At 74.8% G+C, this 15,332-nt stretch carries 18 protein-coding genes; 10 read left to right on the top strand and 8 right to left on the bottom strand.

The window, feature by feature from the left end:
* Window positions 1-13: 13 nt before the first annotated feature.
* Both IPK37_03735 and hypB read left to right on the top strand, forming a co-directional pair.
* Window positions 14-427, top strand: a complete 414-nt coding sequence (locus IPK37_03735; GenBank protein ID QQS01565.1) for a hydrogenase maturation nickel metallochaperone HypA — start codon at window positions 14-16, stop codon at window positions 425-427.
* A gap of 2 nt (window positions 428-429) precedes the next feature.
* On the top strand, window positions 430-1,335 hold the full coding sequence (gene hypB / locus IPK37_03730) for a hydrogenase nickel incorporation protein HypB (GenBank protein ID QQS01564.1): 906 nt from the start codon (window positions 430-432) through the stop codon (window positions 1,333-1,335).
* 252 nt (window positions 1,336-1,587) lie between these two features.
* Here hypB and IPK37_03725 read toward each other — a convergent pair whose 3' ends face one another.
* Genes IPK37_03725 through IPK37_03715 form a run of 3 tightly spaced genes read right to left on the bottom strand, consistent with a single transcriptional unit; the run spans window position 1,588 to window position 3,793 of the window.
* A complete protein-coding gene (locus IPK37_03725; GenBank protein QQS01563.1) occupies window positions 1,588-2,487 on the bottom strand; it encodes a cobalt-precorrin-6A reductase in 900 nt (299 codons plus the stop codon).
* Window positions 2,488-2,528: 41 nt separating this feature from the next.
* On the bottom strand, window positions 2,529-3,395 hold the full coding sequence (locus IPK37_03720) for a pirin family protein (GenBank protein ID QQS01562.1): 867 nt from the start codon (window positions 3,393-3,395) through the stop codon (window positions 2,529-2,531).
* Entirely contained in the window at window positions 3,392-3,793 is a 402-nt protein-coding gene (locus tag IPK37_03715; GenBank protein QQS01561.1) for a tetratricopeptide repeat protein, read from the bottom strand. The genes IPK37_03720 and IPK37_03715 overlap by 4 nt, the downstream gene beginning before the upstream one ends.
* 112 nt (window positions 3,794-3,905) lie before the next feature.
* On the opposite strand from IPK37_03715, the gene IPK37_03710 reads away from it, so the two are divergent.
* The 5 genes from IPK37_03710 to IPK37_03690 all read left to right on the top strand — a co-directional run bounded on the left by IPK37_03710 (window position 3,906) and on the right by IPK37_03690 (window position 6,904).
* Complete coding sequence (locus IPK37_03710) at window positions 3,906-4,247, top strand: helix-turn-helix transcriptional regulator (protein QQS01560.1); 342 nt, start codon at window positions 3,906-3,908, stop codon at window positions 4,245-4,247.
* On the top strand, window positions 4,244-5,233 hold the full coding sequence (locus IPK37_03705) for a phosphotransferase (GenBank protein ID QQS01559.1): 990 nt from the start codon (window positions 4,244-4,246) through the stop codon (window positions 5,231-5,233). The genes IPK37_03710 and IPK37_03705 overlap by 4 nt, the downstream gene beginning before the upstream one ends.
* 7 nt (window positions 5,234-5,240) lie before the next feature.
* Entirely contained in the window at window positions 5,241-5,564 is a 324-nt protein-coding gene (locus IPK37_03700; protein QQS01558.1) for a zf-TFIIB domain-containing protein, read from the top strand.
* Between the two features lie 102 nt (window positions 5,565-5,666).
* Window positions 5,667-6,317, top strand: a complete 651-nt coding sequence (locus IPK37_03695) for an ATP-dependent Clp protease proteolytic subunit (GenBank protein ID QQS01557.1) — start codon at window positions 5,667-5,669, stop codon at window positions 6,315-6,317.
* Window positions 6,314-6,904 carry an ATP-dependent Clp protease proteolytic subunit gene (locus IPK37_03690; protein ID QQS01556.1) on the top strand — a complete coding sequence of 197 codons (591 nt, stop codon included), beginning with the start codon at window positions 6,314-6,316 and terminating at the stop codon, window positions 6,902-6,904. The genes IPK37_03695 and IPK37_03690 overlap by 4 nt, the downstream gene beginning before the upstream one ends.
* 15 nt (window positions 6,905-6,919) lie before the next feature.
* Here IPK37_03690 and IPK37_03685 read toward each other — a convergent pair whose 3' ends face one another.
* The 5 genes from IPK37_03685 to IPK37_03665 form a co-directional block, all read right to left on the bottom strand.
* Entirely contained in the window at window positions 6,920-8,611 is a 1,692-nt protein-coding gene (locus tag IPK37_03685; GenBank protein QQS01555.1) for a PH domain-containing protein, read from the bottom strand.
* Window positions 8,608-9,102, bottom strand: a complete 495-nt coding sequence (locus IPK37_03680; GenBank protein QQS01554.1) for a PH domain-containing protein — start codon at window positions 9,100-9,102, stop codon at window positions 8,608-8,610. The genes IPK37_03685 and IPK37_03680 overlap by 4 nt, the downstream gene beginning before the upstream one ends.
* Window positions 9,103-9,279: 177 nt before the next feature.
* Window positions 9,280-9,663 (bottom strand): helix-turn-helix transcriptional regulator, encoded by a 384-nt coding sequence (locus tag IPK37_03675; protein ID QQS01553.1) that lies wholly within the window; start codon window positions 9,661-9,663, stop codon window positions 9,280-9,282.
* Window positions 9,664-10,083: 420 nt separating this feature from the next.
* Window positions 10,084-10,812, bottom strand: a complete 729-nt coding sequence (eda, locus tag IPK37_03670) for a bifunctional 4-hydroxy-2-oxoglutarate aldolase/2-dehydro-3-deoxy-phosphogluconate aldolase (GenBank protein ID QQS01552.1) — start codon at window positions 10,810-10,812, stop codon at window positions 10,084-10,086.
* Complete coding sequence (locus IPK37_03665; GenBank protein ID QQS01551.1) at window positions 10,809-11,663, bottom strand: IclR family transcriptional regulator; 855 nt, start codon at window positions 11,661-11,663, stop codon at window positions 10,809-10,811. The genes eda and IPK37_03665 overlap by 4 nt, the downstream gene beginning before the upstream one ends.
* 30 nt (window positions 11,664-11,693) lie before the next feature.
* Here IPK37_03665 and IPK37_03660 point away from each other — a divergent pair, with 30 nt between their 5' ends.
* The 3 genes from IPK37_03660 to IPK37_03650 all read left to right on the top strand — a co-directional run bounded on the left by IPK37_03660 (window position 11,694) and on the right by IPK37_03650 (window position 15,275).
* Window positions 11,694-13,403: a hypothetical protein gene (locus tag IPK37_03660; protein QQS01550.1), complete on the top strand. Its 1,710-nt coding sequence runs from the start codon at window positions 11,694-11,696 to the stop codon at window positions 13,401-13,403.
* Between the two features lie 184 nt (window positions 13,404-13,587).
* Window positions 13,588-14,178, top strand: coding sequence for a hypothetical protein (locus tag IPK37_03655; protein QQS01549.1), 591 nt, complete (start codon window positions 13,588-13,590; stop codon window positions 14,176-14,178).
* Window positions 14,178-15,275: a glycoside hydrolase family 88 protein gene (locus IPK37_03650; GenBank protein ID QQS01548.1), complete on the top strand. Its 1,098-nt coding sequence runs from the start codon at window positions 14,178-14,180 to the stop codon at window positions 15,273-15,275. Before IPK37_03655 ends, IPK37_03650 begins: the two co-directional genes overlap by 1 nt.
* Window positions 15,276-15,332: the final 57 nt, after the last annotated feature.

Raw genomic sequence — 15,332 nt, 5'->3', positions numbered from 1 at the left:
GCGGAGGTCGAACATGCACGAGCTGTCGCTGTGCGAGTCGATCCGCGACGTGGTCCTGACGGCCGCTCAGGGTCGGCCGGTCACCGGGGTGACGGTGCGCATCGGTCGGCTCCGCCAGGTCGTGCCGGAAAGCCTGCTGTTCTGCTGGGACGCCATCCGGCACGAGTCGGCGCGCGGCGACGGGCTTCTCGCCGACGCGGAAATGGCCATCGAGGAGGTCCCCGTGACCCTGGCCTGCGCGAACTGCGGCAAGCAGACCCTCGTCGAGGACGACCTCGCCATGCTGTGCCCCGGCTGCTTCGCCACCGCGGTCGAGCCGGTCACCGGTACGGAATGCCTCGTCCTGACGGTCGACGTCCGCGAGGCCGGCGCCGACCGTGCCGGGATCGCCGACCACGCGGCGGCGGGCGCCGGGATGGGGAGCTGAGGATGGGCCGGTTCCACCGCCACGCGGACGGCACGACCCACGCGCACGACGATCACGAGCATGACCACGAAGATCACGACCACGTCGATCACGAGCACGTCGATCGGCACCACGACCACGACCCCGGCGGTCACAAGCACGGCCTGGGGCCGGCGCCCCGCCGGGGCGGTGCCAGTCCCGAACACCCCGAAGCGCGGGAACGGGAGGTCGGGGACCACTCGGCGTACGAGACCGGCACCACCCGCGTCGCCGTACTGACGAGCATTTTCGCGGAGAACGATCGCGCCGCGGACGGGAACCGGGCGGCGTTCGACGCGGCCGGCGTCGTCGTGATCAACGTGATGAGTTCCCCGGGCGCCGGCAAGACCACCGTGCTGGCGGCCACGCTGGCGTGGTGCCGGGACGCCGGCATCCGGGCCGGCGTGATCGAGGGCGACATCGAGACGAGCCTGGACGCGGAGCGGCTGGCGGGGTACGGGGCGCAGGTCTCGCTGCTCAACACCGGTGCGGGCTTCGGCGGGGAGTGCCACCTGGACGCGCCGATGGTGGCGCACGCGCTCCGCCGGCTCGACCTCGACAGCCTCGACGTGGTCTTCGTCGAGAACGTCGGCAATCTGGTCTGTCCGGCGGAGTTCGACGTGGGGGCGCACCACAGCGTGATGGTCTATGCGATCACGGAGGGCGAGGAGAAGCCGCTGAAGTACCCGGTGATGTTCCGGGCGTGCGAGTTGGTCCTGCTCAACAAGATGGACCTGGTGCCCTACCTCGACGCGGACCCGGAGGACTTCCGCGCCCACCTGGCCCGGGTCAATCCGGCGGCGACCGTGCTGCCGGTGACGAGCCGGGACCTCACGTCGTACGAGCCGTGGTTTGCGTGGCTCTCGGCGCGGCTCCCGACTCGCGGCTAGCAGCGGTCGTCGGTCGCCGGAACGTCAGCTCCCGATGATGATGATGGCCGGCTTGACCCACACGTGGGCGAGGCCGACCGCGGCCAGAGCGAAGGACATGATCTTGAGCGTGCGACCGGTCATCGTTGCCTCCTGAAGTTGGTGCTGTTCCAGTCGGCTCCGGTGGGCCGGTGCTGACGCCGCCTGGCTCACCCCAGGCCCGCCCATGGGTTCGGCTCGGCTCGGCTTCGGCCCAGCGCCTGCGGCTTCGACTCAGCGTCCCGGGGCGCCCCGGAGCCCGGCGCACCAGCGGCGCGCGGCGGCGGCATCCCCGACCTCGGCGGCGACACCGGGGGGCGTGGGCGGCCGGCGCACCATCACGACGGCTGCGCCCGTCTCCGCGGCGACGTCCAGCTTCGCCGCGGTGGCCGCGCCGCCTGAGTCCTTGCTGACGACCAGGCGGATGCGCTCGCGGGCGAACAGCTCCCGCTCGCCGTCGGCCGAGAACGGCCCCCGGGACTGCAGCAGTCGCCAGCCGGGCGGCACGCGCAGGTCGCCGGCCTCGGCGACCCGGGCCACGACGGGACGGTCAACGAGGGCGGGCACATACCGCGGGGTGGCCTGCCGCCCGACGGCGAGGAGGACGGCGCCGCCGACGTCGGAGTTGAGGGCGCGGGCCCGGGCGGCGGCGTCCGCGTGGTCGGCGGCCCAGGTCCACCCGGCGGCATCGGGATGGGTCTGGGCCCAGCTGGGGCGCCGCAGGTGGAGGAGCGGGACGCCGGCGTCGGCGCAGGCGGGCGCGGCGTTCGCGGAGATGCCGGTGGCGAACGGGTGGGTGGCGTCGACGACACAGGCCGGCCGGTGGGCGGCCAGCCAGTCGCGCAGGCCCGCCGGGCCCCCGAAGCCGCCGGTGCGGACCCGACCCGCCGGCCGGACGGGCGCCGCGGTGCGTCCGGCCAGCGACGTGACGACGTCCCAGCCGTCCGCGGCGAGGGCCTCGGCCAGCTCGCGGCCCTCGGTGGTCCCGCCGAGGATCAGCACCGACGGAGCTGATGGCGGCTGGGAGACGGCATCGGCGGGGGACACGGCGGTCAGTTTAGGGACCAGCGACGATGCCGAGCGGTCCCGGCCCGGGACATGTGACTGGGGCGTTATGCGCTCCGGGGATCGCATAACGCCCCAGTCAGAAGGGGTGGAGGAGCCGATGCCACGGCCTAGAGGCGGCCGAACGTCCCCGCGTTGAAGTCCTGGACCGCCTGGACGATCTCCGCTTCGGTGTTCATGACGAACGGGCCGTACGAGACGGTGGGCTCGCCGATCGGTTCCCCGCCCAGCAGCAGCGCCCGGGCCCCCAGCTCGCCGGCGCGCAGTCGCAGCTCGTCGCCGGACCGTTCGAACAGCCCCAACTGCTGCGTGTCGAGCCGACCACCGTCGGTCGCCACCTCGCCGTCGACGACGAAGAGCATCGTGGTGTGGCCGTCGGGGACGGCCAGGGTCGTGTCCTCGCCCGGCCCCAGGTGGATGTCCCAGAGGTTGATCGGGGTCGCGGTGCGCGCCGGGCCGTGCTCGCCGTCCAGCTCCCCGGCGTACAGGTTGACCTGCCCGCCGTCGGTGAGCTTGACCTTGCCGAGCGACTCGGCCGTGAGCGCCTGGTAGCGAGGGGCGTCCATCTTGTGCGCGGCGGGGAGGTTCACCCACAGCTGCATCATGTGGAACCGGCCGCCGGTCTGGGCCCACTGCGTCTCGTGGTACTCCTTGTGCAGGATCCCGCGCGCCGCCGTCATCCACTGGCAGTCACCCGGGTAGATGACCCCGCCGGCGCCGGTCGAGTCGTGGTGCTGCACGGCGCCTTCGAACGCGATAGTGACGGTCTCGAACCCGCGGTGCGGGTGTGCGCCGACGCCGCGGGGCCGGTCGGTGGGCGGGTACTCCTTCACCGGGTGGTAGTCCATCAGCAGGAACGGGTCGGCGAGCTCGGCCAGCTCGGCGGTGCCGGGCAGCACCTGGGTGACGTAGAAGCCGTCACCGACCCAGTGGTAGCCGTCGCCGGAATGGACGCTGCGCAGGGTGCGGATGGTCATGGGGTCGTCTCCTCGTGGTCCATAGGGGTCAACGGTGAAGTGGTCTCGGTGGGTTCGGGCTTATCGCTACTAGAGGCCAGGACCCCGAGTGCCTCGGCCCGACGGTGCCAGCCGCGGGCCTCGTCGGGCCGGCCCAGCCGGGTCAGCGTGCGGGCGAGGAGCAACGCCGCGTAGGCATCGGTCTCGTCCCGCGCGACCAGCCCACGCGCGGCCTCCTCGGCGCGGTGCAGCTGCGCGGAGTGGTAGTAGGCGCGGGCCAGCAACAACGGCGCGTCGCCCACGCCGTACGGCGGAGCGTCCGCACCCAGGAGGGCGGTCAGCTCGCGCGCCGCGTCGGCGTACCGGCGCTGCGAGAACAGCAGCTCGGCGGTGCGGTAGCGGTCGAGGTCGGTCATCATGACGGGCTCCGGGTTCGGTCGGGAGGCAACGCCCTCATGGGGGGCTATGCTTGGCGATGTAGCTATTAACGTCATAGCTACTCGATTATTCCGAGCCCAGGGAGCGCACCCGATGACCGACGTGGCGGGCGACTGCGCGGGGGTCGAGCGCGTCCTGGCCGTGCTGGGGCGGGCCTGGGCGGGCGCCGTGGTCCTGGCGCTGTTGGGCGGGGCCGAGCGGTTCAGCGACATTGCCCGGGCCGTGCCCGGGGTGACCGACGCGGTGCTGTCCGCCCGGCTGAAGGAGCTGTGCGCCCGCGGGTTGGCCGTCCGGGAGGTGGCGCCGGGGCCGCCGGTGGCGGTGCGGTACCGGCCGACGGACGCCGGTCGGGCGCTCGCTCCGATGCTGCGGGAGATGGAGGCGTACGGGCGGCGGTACGCCGAGCTGGTGGCGACGTGGCCCGGCCGGTCGTGAGGCCGGAGGATCTGGGCGCGCGGCGTGGGCGCGCCGATGACGTCTCCTGGCTCGCCGCCCTGGTCGGTGCACGGCCCGACCAGGCCGAGCCGATCCGCGGCGGCCCGGCGTCGACGCGGGAACGGACGCCCACCGAGCGGTCCGGAAGTTCCGAGCGGGCCGAGGTGTGGGGCTTCGGCGAGCTCGTCGCCAAGATCCACGCCGCAGGGACGGACGCGACCCTGCTGACGCGCCGGCTCGGAGTCGCGGCCGACCCCGCCCTGGCAGGGATCCTGCTGGCCCCGCTCGCCGCGCGCCCGGAGGTCGCGCCGTCCGGGCGGCTGGTGAGCCTGTGGCCCCGGGTCGAGGTCGTCGATCCGTACGACGTGGCGGCTTATCCCTGGTCCGACCTCGGGGACCTGCTGGCGCGGCTGCACGGGACGCCGCCCGCGGGGTTGCCGCCGGCGCGCCCCGACGTACGCGCTCTGCGCGCCCTGGCCCGCCTCCCGCAGTCCGCCGAGAAGACCCTGCTGTCAGCCGTGCTCGACACCGTGCTCGACACGGGCCTCCAAACAGCCCCCGCGGGAAGCGGCCTCTCGGGCTTTTCCGGGTCGAACGCCGGCGCCGTGGTGCACGGCGACGTCCATCTCGGCCAGCTCGGGCGGCGCGCCGGCGCGTGGGTGCTGCTGGACGTCGACGACCTGGCGACCGGCGACCCGGTCCTCGACCTGGCCCGACCGGGCGCGCTGTGGGCTGCCGGGGTGCTGCCGACCCCCGACTGGCAGGCCCTGCTGGCGGGCTATCGGGCCCGGCGCCCCACGGGGGATCCGGCCGGGATCCCCGCGGACCCGCAGCTGTGGTGGCGGCTCGACGGGCCGGCCCGGATCGCCCTGGTCACCGTGACCGCCCGGGCCCTGGCGGCACCCCCGAAGGAGCGCGAGGACGAGGATGCCATCGGGCTTTTGCTGGGCGCCTGCCGGGGCATCGCTCAGCCGAGCGAGAGATGATGTGGCGATGACGATCCCGCCGTACCAGCCACCCACCGGGCCCCTGCAGGACGGGCCCACGACGCTCACCTGCCCCAAGTGCCGCGGCACCATGCGCACCTACGAACGCAACGGCATTCACCTCGAGCAGTGCGAAAGCTGCCGCGGGGTCTTCCTCGACATGGGCGAGCTCGAGGCGTTGACGCGGCTCGAGGCGCAGATGAGCCAGATGACGCAGTACCAGTCGGCGCCGCCGCCGCAGGCCCATGGCAACTACGGCCCGGGCTGGGGCAACCACCACGGCAAGCCCTACCGCAAGCGCGGTTTCGGGGGCCTGTTCTTCTCCAGCTGACCCGCCGTCCCGCGGCCGACGCCCGACGGCAAACCCCACGCTGGCGCTGCTCACGGCAGCGCCGGCTAGCCGCGGCCACCCCCGGACGGTCAGCGTGGGCCCATGACACAGACCGCCATCGATCCGGGCCAGTGGCTCGACGAGGAGCTGCGGCGGCGCCTGCTGGAGCACCGGACGCTCCTGCTGGGCGAGCCGCTGGAGGAGCGCAACGGGAACCGGATCATCGCCGGGCTGCTGCTCCTGGCCGCCGACGATCCGCACGCAGACATCCGCCTGTTCATCAACTCCCCGGGCGGCTCGGTGCCGGCCATGCTTGCCATCCGGGACGCCATGCGGGCCATCCCGAACGACGTACCCACCGTCAACCTCGGGATGGCCTACAGCGCAGGGCAATTCCTGCTCAGCGCCGGGACGAAGGGAAAGCGGTTCGCCCTGCCGCACGCCAAGGTGCTGCTGCATCAGGGCTCCGCCGGGATCGGCGGCAGCGCGATGGACATCGCGATCCAGGCCGACGACCTGCGGCACACCCGCGACGTCGTGCTGGCCCTCGTCGCGCAGGACACCGGGCAGGACGTGGCGACCATCGAGGCGGACTCGACCCGGGACCGCTGGTTCACGGCCGAGCAGGCCCGCGACTACGGGTTCGTCGACGAGATCGTCACCGATGCCGCGCTCATCCTGCCGGGGCGGGCTCGCGCGATCGGGCTCGGCGACGGCATCCCATCGGGCGGGCGGCGGGAGGGTACGTCGTGAGCGGGTACCCCATCCCCTATGTGACCACCCGGACCCCGGCGGGGGAGCGCACCACCGACATCTACAGCCGGCTGCTGGCCGACCGGATCGTCTACCTGGGCACGGCCATCGACGACGGCGTCGCGAACGCGGTCATCGCGCAGCTGCTGCACCTGCAGTACGAGAACCCGGACATCCCGATCGGCCTCTACCTCAACAGCCCCGGCGGGTCGATCCCGGCCATGCTGGCGATCTACGACGCGATGCAATACGTCCGGCCGCGGGTCGAGACCACCTGCGTCGGGCAGGCGGTCTCGACGGCGGCGGTGCTGCTGGCGGGCGGGGCGCCCGGGTTCCGCCAGATCCTGCCGCACGGCCGAGTCGTCATCCACGCGCCCGCCGCGGAGGGGCGCGGCGCGATCCCGGACCTGATCCTGGAGGCCGACGAGGTGGAGCGGGTGCGGACGTTGCTGGAGGGGCTGCTGGCCGAGCACACCGGGCGCTCGCCGGCGCAGGTGCGCGACGACACCGAGCGGGACCTCATCCTGACGGCGGACGCGGCGGTGGCGTACGGCGTGGTCGACCACGTGGTCAACCGGTCGCTCTGATCGGACCTGATCGGATCAGGGTTCCAGGTAGCGGTCCAGCAGTCCCGGCGTCGCGTCGCGGACGATCTCCAGCGCCCGCGCGCGGGGCACGTCGAGGATGCGGATCTTGCCGCGGGACGTCGCCACCGTGGCCTCCAGCGTGACCAGCCCGGCGCGGCGCTGGAAGAACGTCTCCCGCAGCACCCAGCCGATCACCGCGCGGGAGCGCAGGCAGCTTCGGTCCTGCGGGAACGCCCCCGAGCGGCCCACCAGGTAGCCCGCGTCGGGCCCGAGCAGCACGCGCGGGTCGCCCAGCACGGCATGCCCCAGCGAACGGGCGCGCAGGGTCGCCAGGACGGGGGCCAGGGCCAGGACGAGCACTGCGACGACGTACGTTCCCCGCGGCCAGTGCCACCACCACGCGGCCCCCGCCACCGTGGCCGCGACCGGCGCGAGCCCGAGCAGGGCCCGGGTGTGCCGCCGCCTGACCGCGCGCGGCCCGTGCCCGAGCAGCGGGGCCGTCAGCGGCGTCGCCGTACCGAGGACGTCCCCGGCCGCCGCCCGCACGAGCGCCGCCGGCGCCGGCGGGACCAGCAGATGGGTCGCGCGCGCCCCCTCCTCGGACCGCCGCTTGCCCCCGGTGACCAGCGCCTTGGCGCGCGCGCCCCGGGGGATCCGCAGGAGGAGCGGCCGTTCCAGCACGACGCCCCGCAGCCGGCGTTCCTCGATCGTCATGGCCCGCGAGGTGAGCAGCCCGCGGCGTACGTACAGGGTCGCGTCGCCGCGGCGGGTGAGGCGGTAGCCCCAGTTCGCGAGCGAGTACGCCGCGACCGAGAGCACCGACACCAGCACCAGGCCGCCGATCAGGACGGTGAGGACGAGCACGAGCAGGCTCAGCTGCGCGGTGGCGTCGCGCAGCCGGTCCACCCAGGGGGTCACGGTGTCGCCCAGCTGGAACTCGTTGACGATTCGGCCGCCGATCGCCCAGGCCGTCAGCACGGTCGCGACGCCGCTCATCGTGAACGGGGCGAAGCGCAGCCACGCGGGGGAGAAGGCGGCGATGGTGCGTTCGGGTGCGGTGTTCTCCTCGGTGAAGTCGCCGTCCGCGGCGCCGGGACCGTACGCCGGGTGCTCGGGCGACCCCTCGGAGGGTAGGTGCGGTAGATCCGGCCGGTGCGGCTGGGCGTGCCGGCGGCGTGCCAGCAGGCCGCAGTGCAGAGCGGCGGCTTCGGTGGCGTCGATGCCGTGGACCGAGACAGCCTCGTGCGCGCCGGTGCCCACGTGGAGGTCCACGATGTGCAGCGCGCGCCGCAGCAGCGAGGCCTCCTCATCGACCGTGCGGATCCGGTCGAGTTGGGCGGTCAGCAGGTGCTTGCGCACGATCCCGTGCCGCACCTGGAACTGGTCGCCGGCGATCCGGTAGCCGGTGTTCCACCAGCGCAGCACCGCGATGAGCACGGGGACCACGACGAGGAGCAGGAGCAGCCAATACGCCTGACCCCCCTGCGAGACCGCCAGCACCACGACCGGGGCCAGGGAGGGGATCAGCTCTTTGGCGGTGCGCAGCGGCGTGACGAGCAGGGACCGGGCCGCGGGGCGGCGCCAATCGGTCTGCGGGGCGCCGTCGATCACGTGGGCCGGCGCGCCGTCGGGCACCTGGTGCGGCGCGGCGGCGGCCATGGGGTTCGGCGCACCGTCGGCCGCAGCGCGCGGGGCGCCGTCGGTCACGTCGCGTCCCCCTCGTCGCGGGAGGTCACGGCGGTCAGGCGGGCGACGAGCTCCTCGACCTGGGCGCGGGGCAGGCCGGCGACCTCCACGGCGCCATGCGCGGACGCGGTGGTGACTTTGAGCGTGCCCAGCCCGAAGGCGCGCTGGATCGGGCCGTAATGGCTGTCCACGGTCTGCACCCGGCTGATCGGGGCCACCCGGGAGGTCTGCGTGATCCACCCGGTGAGCGTGTAGACGGCCTCGTCGGTGACCTCCCAGCGGTGCACCCGATAGCGCCATTCCGGCATGACCATGCAGACGACGACCGCGATCACCGCCAGGGCAATGGTGGCCATCCCCAGCTCAGCCGGGGCGTCGTCGGGCAGCCAGGCGAGCAGCCCGAGCGGGACGAGCAGCAGGAGCCAGCTGAACAGCGCGGTCAGCCCCCACACCCAGCGGGCGCGGGGATCGACGCGGTGGGCGGGCCGGCGCAACGCCCCCGGCGGCGTCATTGCTGGTCCCGGCGGTGGCGGCGCGGTTGGCATCGCCGATGCAGCCGGTGGCGCCGGCGCGGTTGGCGCGGCCGGTGGTGCTGGTGCGGATGGCTCGGTCGCTGTCGTCGGTGCTTCGTCTGCCGTCGGTACCGCGGTGGCCGCAGGCTCCGGATTCCCCCGAATCGTCATGGCGCGCTACGCCGCCAGGCGGACCTGGCCGCGGCCGCGCGGGTCGGCCAGCCGGCGCGTCGCGCCGCCGGTGAGGTCGATGAGCCGCAGCCCCAGCGACCCGGCCACCGCGGCGAGCATCTCCGAGGAGGCGTCCTTGCGGCCGCGTTCGATCTCGGACAGGTACTGCGGCGCGATCCCCGCCCGCCCCGCCACGTCGGCGATGCGCTCGCCGCGGGCCTGCCGGACCGCGCGGAGCTGCTCGCCGATGGCCTCCCGCCACAGCGGCTCGGGCCCGCTCGCCAGTGGCCCCCGCTTCCTCGGCTCCGCCGGCCCCGCTGGCGCCGCCGGCGCCGCCGGCGCCGGGGTGGGCCGGTCCTCGCGTCGGCGCAGTTCGCGCACGTTGTCCATACCCCGAGGGTACGTCGTGCGCCGTCGGCCGACGGTGCGGTCGGCACGTCCTGGCGGGTCCAGCACCCCGGACGCGTGCTGCGCCCCCGTCGTTGACGGATGCGCCTAGCACTCACGGTCGCGGTTGTCGTCGCTACCGTGAGCGCCACCCGCCACCGGAGCGCCACCCGCCACCGTGAGCGCTAACGGCCACCGTCTGTGCCACCCCGCGCCGTGACCCGCCACCCGCCACCCGCCAACCTGAGTGAGTCGAACCACGACCGTTCGTGACCTGCGGAAAGGGTGCCATGGCACCAAACGGGCAGGTCGTGAGCGGTCATTGCGGGCGGGCCGCTCGGATCTGCCCTGCACGGAGTGCGCGCGAGGCGGTTTGTCGCTCGTCGCTGCCCGGGTGGGAAAGCGCCTGGGCCCGGCGCTTCGCTACGGCTTGCTCAGGGCGGCTGCGGCCCGGGCTGCCGTCGTGATGGCGGCCCAGTCGGACCGCGCGATGTCAGCCCGGCGGGCCACCCAGGTGCCGCCGACGCAGGGGACCTGGGGGAGTGTCAGGTACTCCGGCGCGCTGGTCGCGGTGATCCCGCCCGTGGGGCAGACGCGCACGTCCGCGACGGGGCCGACCAGGGAGCGCAGGAAGGCCACCCCGCCGAGCGCCGCCGCGGGAAACACCTTGACCGCGGTGAACCCGGCGTCCAGGAGCTCCAGGACCTCGGTCACGGTCGAGGCGCCCGGCAGGCAGGGGACGCCCGACGCCCCCGGCGCGGATCGCACGGCCGCGAACGCCTCCCGCAGTCGGCCCGGGGTGCCGGGGGAGACCAGGAAGCGCGCCCCCGCGGCCAGGGCGATGTCCACGTCCGCCGGGCGGCGCAGCGTGCCGGCGCCGACGACGACCACGGGCACCTCGGCCGCGATCGCGGCGATGGCGGCCGGCGCCGCCGGCGTACGAAGGGTCACCTCCAGCACCGGCAGCCCGCCGGCGAGCAGGGCCCGCGCGAGCGGTACGGCGTGTGCCGCGTCGTCGATCTCCACGACCGGCAGCACGGGCGCCAGCGCCAGCGGGTCCAGCGACTCGGTTCGACCCTGGCCAACGCCAGAAGCGCCCTCGGGAGCGGACCCAGAAGAGGACCCAGCGGTCCCGGTGGCCCCGGCCGTCATGCCGGTTCCCCGGTGGCGGTGAAGCTGGCCGAGATCCGGTCCGCGCAGGCGACGACGAGCGGCGCGATGTCCGCCGCGTCCGCCCCGCTGAGGTCGAACGCGAGCGAGGAGACGCTGACGCCCGCGACGGGTTCGCCGCGGTGATCGAGGACGGCCGCGCCGACGCACCGGGTGTGCGGTTCGTTCTCCTCGTCGTCCACCGCGTACCGGCGCGCCCGCACCTTCTGCAGGTGGCGTAGGAGCTCGCCGGTGTCCGTGAACGTGCGGGGCGTGGCCGCGGGCAGGCCGGTGCGGGCGGCGAGCGCCCGCACGTCCGTGTCGGACATGGCGGCCAGCACCGCCTTCCCGATCGAGGTGCAGTGCATCGGGATCGCCATCCCCACCCGCGACTTCATGGCGTAGGAGCCGCGGCCCTCGATCTTGTCCAGGTAGACGAGCTGGTCGCCGTCGGTCATCGCGAAGTGCACGGTTCGGCCGGTCTGGGCGGCGAGATCGCGCAGCGCCGGCCGCGCCAGCCGGGCCAGCTCGGCGCCGCCGGTGGAGCGGGACGACAGCGCGAGCACCCGCGCCCCGAGGGAGTACCGCCCGCCGGCCTCCCGCGCCCATCCCAGCGCGACCAGCTCCTGCAGGATCCGGTGCGTGGTCGAGACGGGCAGCGCGGTGACCCGCGCGATGTCGCTGAGGTGGCGCTGTACGCCGCGCTGGGCGGCGGCCCCGAGGCCCTTGCTGGAGGCGACCCGGGCGCGCTCGCCGCGCTCCCCGAAATCGCCGAGGGCGGCTCGATCGCCTGGCCGGCGGCGTTCCCCGACCGCGGCGCGGGCCCACGGACCGGGCGGTGGCGGCGGCGCCATCTGCCCTGGGACGGGCTCGTCGACGAGAGCGTGTTCTGCTACGTCCCGACCTACCGGGAGTTCCTCGCCGGCTGCGTCCTCGAGGTGGACCAGCCCGAGGTTCGTCGCCTCCAGGTGCGGTGCACCGGGCCGGCCCGGCTGTACGTCGGGGGCGAGCTGCTGCTGGACCACGCCGAGTTCGGCTACATGCAGCCGTGGACCCGCGAGGTCGAGGTGCTGCTGCAATCGGGCACCACCGAGGTGGTGCTCTGGTCCTGGAACGTGGCGCTGCGCGAGGTGCGCCAGGTGCTGGGGCTGCGCGTCCTCGGCCTGCCGGTCCGCGTCGTGCTGCCCGCCGACGGCGCCGACGAGGTCGCCGACCTGGCCGCCCAGCAGCTGCTCGACGCGGTCGAGGTGCGCCGCTGGGAGTGCGACGAGGGCCGCGGCAGGCTGCACGGGCCGGCGGGGCTGCGGCTGCGGGTCGCCGTCGACGACGGCCCGCCGCGACCCGTCGCGATCGGCGCGGACGGCTCGGTCCTGGTCCCGCTCGCCGACGCCAATGCCCACCGCGATGTCCACGGCGAGGCCGACTCTGCTGCTGACGCGGACGATGAAGACGTGTCGATGCTGGCCAGCGGCGAGGCGACGCTGACCGTGGCCGTCGACGACGACGCCTGCCCGGCGCGGCGCGAGCTCGTGGTGGGCCACCTGACGCACCCCACCCGTGAGGCGGCCACCGGCGAGGCGCCGCAGTGGCGCCGCGAGGTGCTGGGGCACGTGGCGACGTACACCGGCTCGGCGGCCTGCCTGGCCCGGCAGGCCCTCGCCGGCGGGGCCGGCGGGGCCCGCGCGGTCGGGGAGCCCGACACCGTCGTGACCCTCGCCCAGGTGCGGCAGGCGCTGGACTTCCTGCTCGAGCGGCGCGACTGCCCCGACTTCGAGGCGGTCGGGCTGCTGCTGCTGTGGCACCGCGTGCCGGAGCAGTGCTGGGAGCCGGCCGCTCGAACGGCCGTGCGGGATGCGCTGGTGGGGATGAAGTACTGGATCGACCAGCCCGGCCTCGACGCCAGGTGCTACTTCACGGAGAACCATCAACTCGCCTGGCACACGCCGGAGACCCTCGCCGGGGAGGCGCTCCCGGACGCCGACTTCGGCAACACCGGCTGGCGCGGAGGCCGGCACGCCGAGCACGGCCGGAGCATGGCCCGGGCCTGGATCGCCCGCAAGCTGACCGACGGTTTCAGCGAGTTCGACTCCAACGCCTACCTCGCCATCGACGTCCTGGCCCTCGTGGCGCTGGTCGACCACGCGGCGGACGCGGACCTGCGGGCGGCCGCAGAGGCGCTGCTCGACAAGATCCTGCTGGCCCTGGCGACGAACTCCTGGCGCGGGGTGCACGGCAGCGCCCACGGCCGGTCCTACACCCCCACCCTGCGGGCCTCCTGCCTGGAGGAGACCGCCCCACTGATGTGGCTGTGCTGGGGCGTCGGCGCCCTCAACGACGCGGTGCTCCCGGCGACGGCGTTGGCGACGACCACGACGTACCGCCTGCCCGAGGTCATCCGCGCCATCGGCGGCGCGGGCGACGTGGACTGGGCCGGGGAGCAGACCTACCGGGGCAGCTACGCGGTGGAGCGGGACCTGCTCGCTCGACCGTACGCCTCGCGCGTGCTGCTGCGCCGCGGGCCCGGGGGCATGGTGTCGTCCGTGCAGGACTACCGCCCCGGCCTGCCGGGCTCCAGGAACACGTGTGGGGGGTGACCCTGCCCGGGCAGGTCCAGGTGTGGGCGACGAATCCGGCCGCCTCGGGGCACAACAGCTCGACCCGGCCGAACGCCTGGGTCGGGCACCGCGTGCTGCCGCGAGTTCGCCAGCACGACCGGACGGTGATCGCGCTGCACCCGCTGGTCGGGGGCGCAGCGGGGGCAACCGCGGGGACCCACCTGTGTGGTTCCCGGCGGCGCGGTTCGACGAGTGGGTCCAGCACGACGGATGGCTGGTCGGGCGGCGCGGCGAGGGGTACGTCGCCGTCGCCTGCGCCGGCGGCTGGGAGCCGCAGCGCGGCGGCGACGAGGCGTGGCAGCGGTGGCTGCCCCGCGGGGACGGCGCGGCGATCGTGGCGCTCCATCGCGACACCCGCGACACCGCCGGCCGCCCCGACCTCGACGCCCTGATCGCGACGATGCCAGCCCTGACGTTCCACCGCGGGTCGCCGGGGGTCGCCGTGGCTGCGGTCGGCGAGATCGGCGGGTCGCCGGCGCTGGAGCTGCGCTGGACCGGACCCCTGCTCGTGGCGGGGGAGCCGGCGGACGTGGCGGAGGCGTCGGCGGGCGACGCCGGGACCGTACGCCGTGCCCCGCACCTGGCCAACCCCGCCTGCCGGGCGGCAGACGGCCGCGCCGACCTCACCGTCGAATGGGCGGGGCACCGGCTGCGCCTCGACCCGCGGGCCGGCCGGCGGCTGGAACCGGCGAGCACGGTCCCCGCGCCGACCGCCGGCCCATCCGACGACAGCGCAGGCGCAGGGGACGGCTGATGGCCTCCGCCGATACCGACAACGCCCGACTCGCGGCCCCGCCGCGACCGCCGGTGGCGGCCGAGCGGCTGAGTCGCGCCGCGCTGACGGCGCAAGCGGACGAGGTCGCGGCCGCCACGTGGGGCCTGGGCCTGCGGCGCTGGTTCTGGGGGGAGGGGGTCTGCCTGCTGGGGCTCGTCCAGGCGGCGCGGGCCGCGGGTCGGCCGGTGCCGGGGGAGGTGCTGCGCTGGTACGACGAGCGGCTCGGCAGCCCGGGGGCCGACCCCTCGCGCACCCTGGACCACGTCAACGAGGTCGCCCCGGGGACGGTCGCGGTCGCGCTGGTCGAGGATGCGGCGGCCGCGCGTACGGCGTACCTTCCGGCCCTGCGCCGCCTCGTGGACTGGACCCGCGGGCCGGGCGTGACCCGCGACGCGACCGGCGCGATCGAGCATTGGCCGGGGGGCGTGTGGGCCGACACGATGTATATGTGCGGCGTGTTCGTGGCCCGCCTCGGCGCCCACCTCGAGGACGCCGACCTGGCCGCGGAAGGGGTGCGCCAGGTGACCAGCCACGCCCGGGTCCTGCAGGCCGAAAACGGGTTGTTCGCGCACGGGTCGCACCGGGGGGAGACGATCCCGTGTTTTTGGGGGCGCGCGAATGCCTGGGCCGCCCTCGCGCACGTGGAGGTGCTGGAGGCGGCCGCGGCGCATCCCGGGCTGGGCCTGGACGTGGGCGCGGTCGCCGACGGGTTGCGGCGCCAACTGGCGGCGTTGGCCGCCCACCAGCCCGAGCACGGCGTGTGGGACGTCCTCGTGGACGGCCAGGAGGAGAACCGGGGGGTCCTCGAGACGTCCGCCGCCGCGGGGCTGGTGGCCGCGTTCCTGCGCGGCGCCGACCTGCTGGCCGAGCCCGCCCTGGCCGAGCCGGGCTGGCGGGCGGTGCGGGGGGTGTTGGCGTACGTCGACGCGGGCCTGCTCACTCGAGTAAGCGCCGGGACCGTGCTGCAGCTCGTGCCGTTCGGCTACTCGGTGATCCGCGACGACCGCCCGCAACCCTGGGGCCAGGGACTGCTGCTGACCGCCCTGGCGGCGGCGATCGAGCGGGCCGGGCCATGACCCAGACCGGGGCTGAGACCCGAACGGAGACCGGCACTGGGACCTGGGCTGTAGCCG

The sequence above is a fragment of the Austwickia sp. genome, assembly GCA_016699675.1.
Classification (GTDB): domain Bacteria; phylum Actinomycetota; class Actinomycetes; order Actinomycetales; family Dermatophilaceae; genus Austwickia.
Note: the sequence above shows the minus strand (reverse complement) of the source record. Positions and strands in the feature narration are given on the sequence as shown.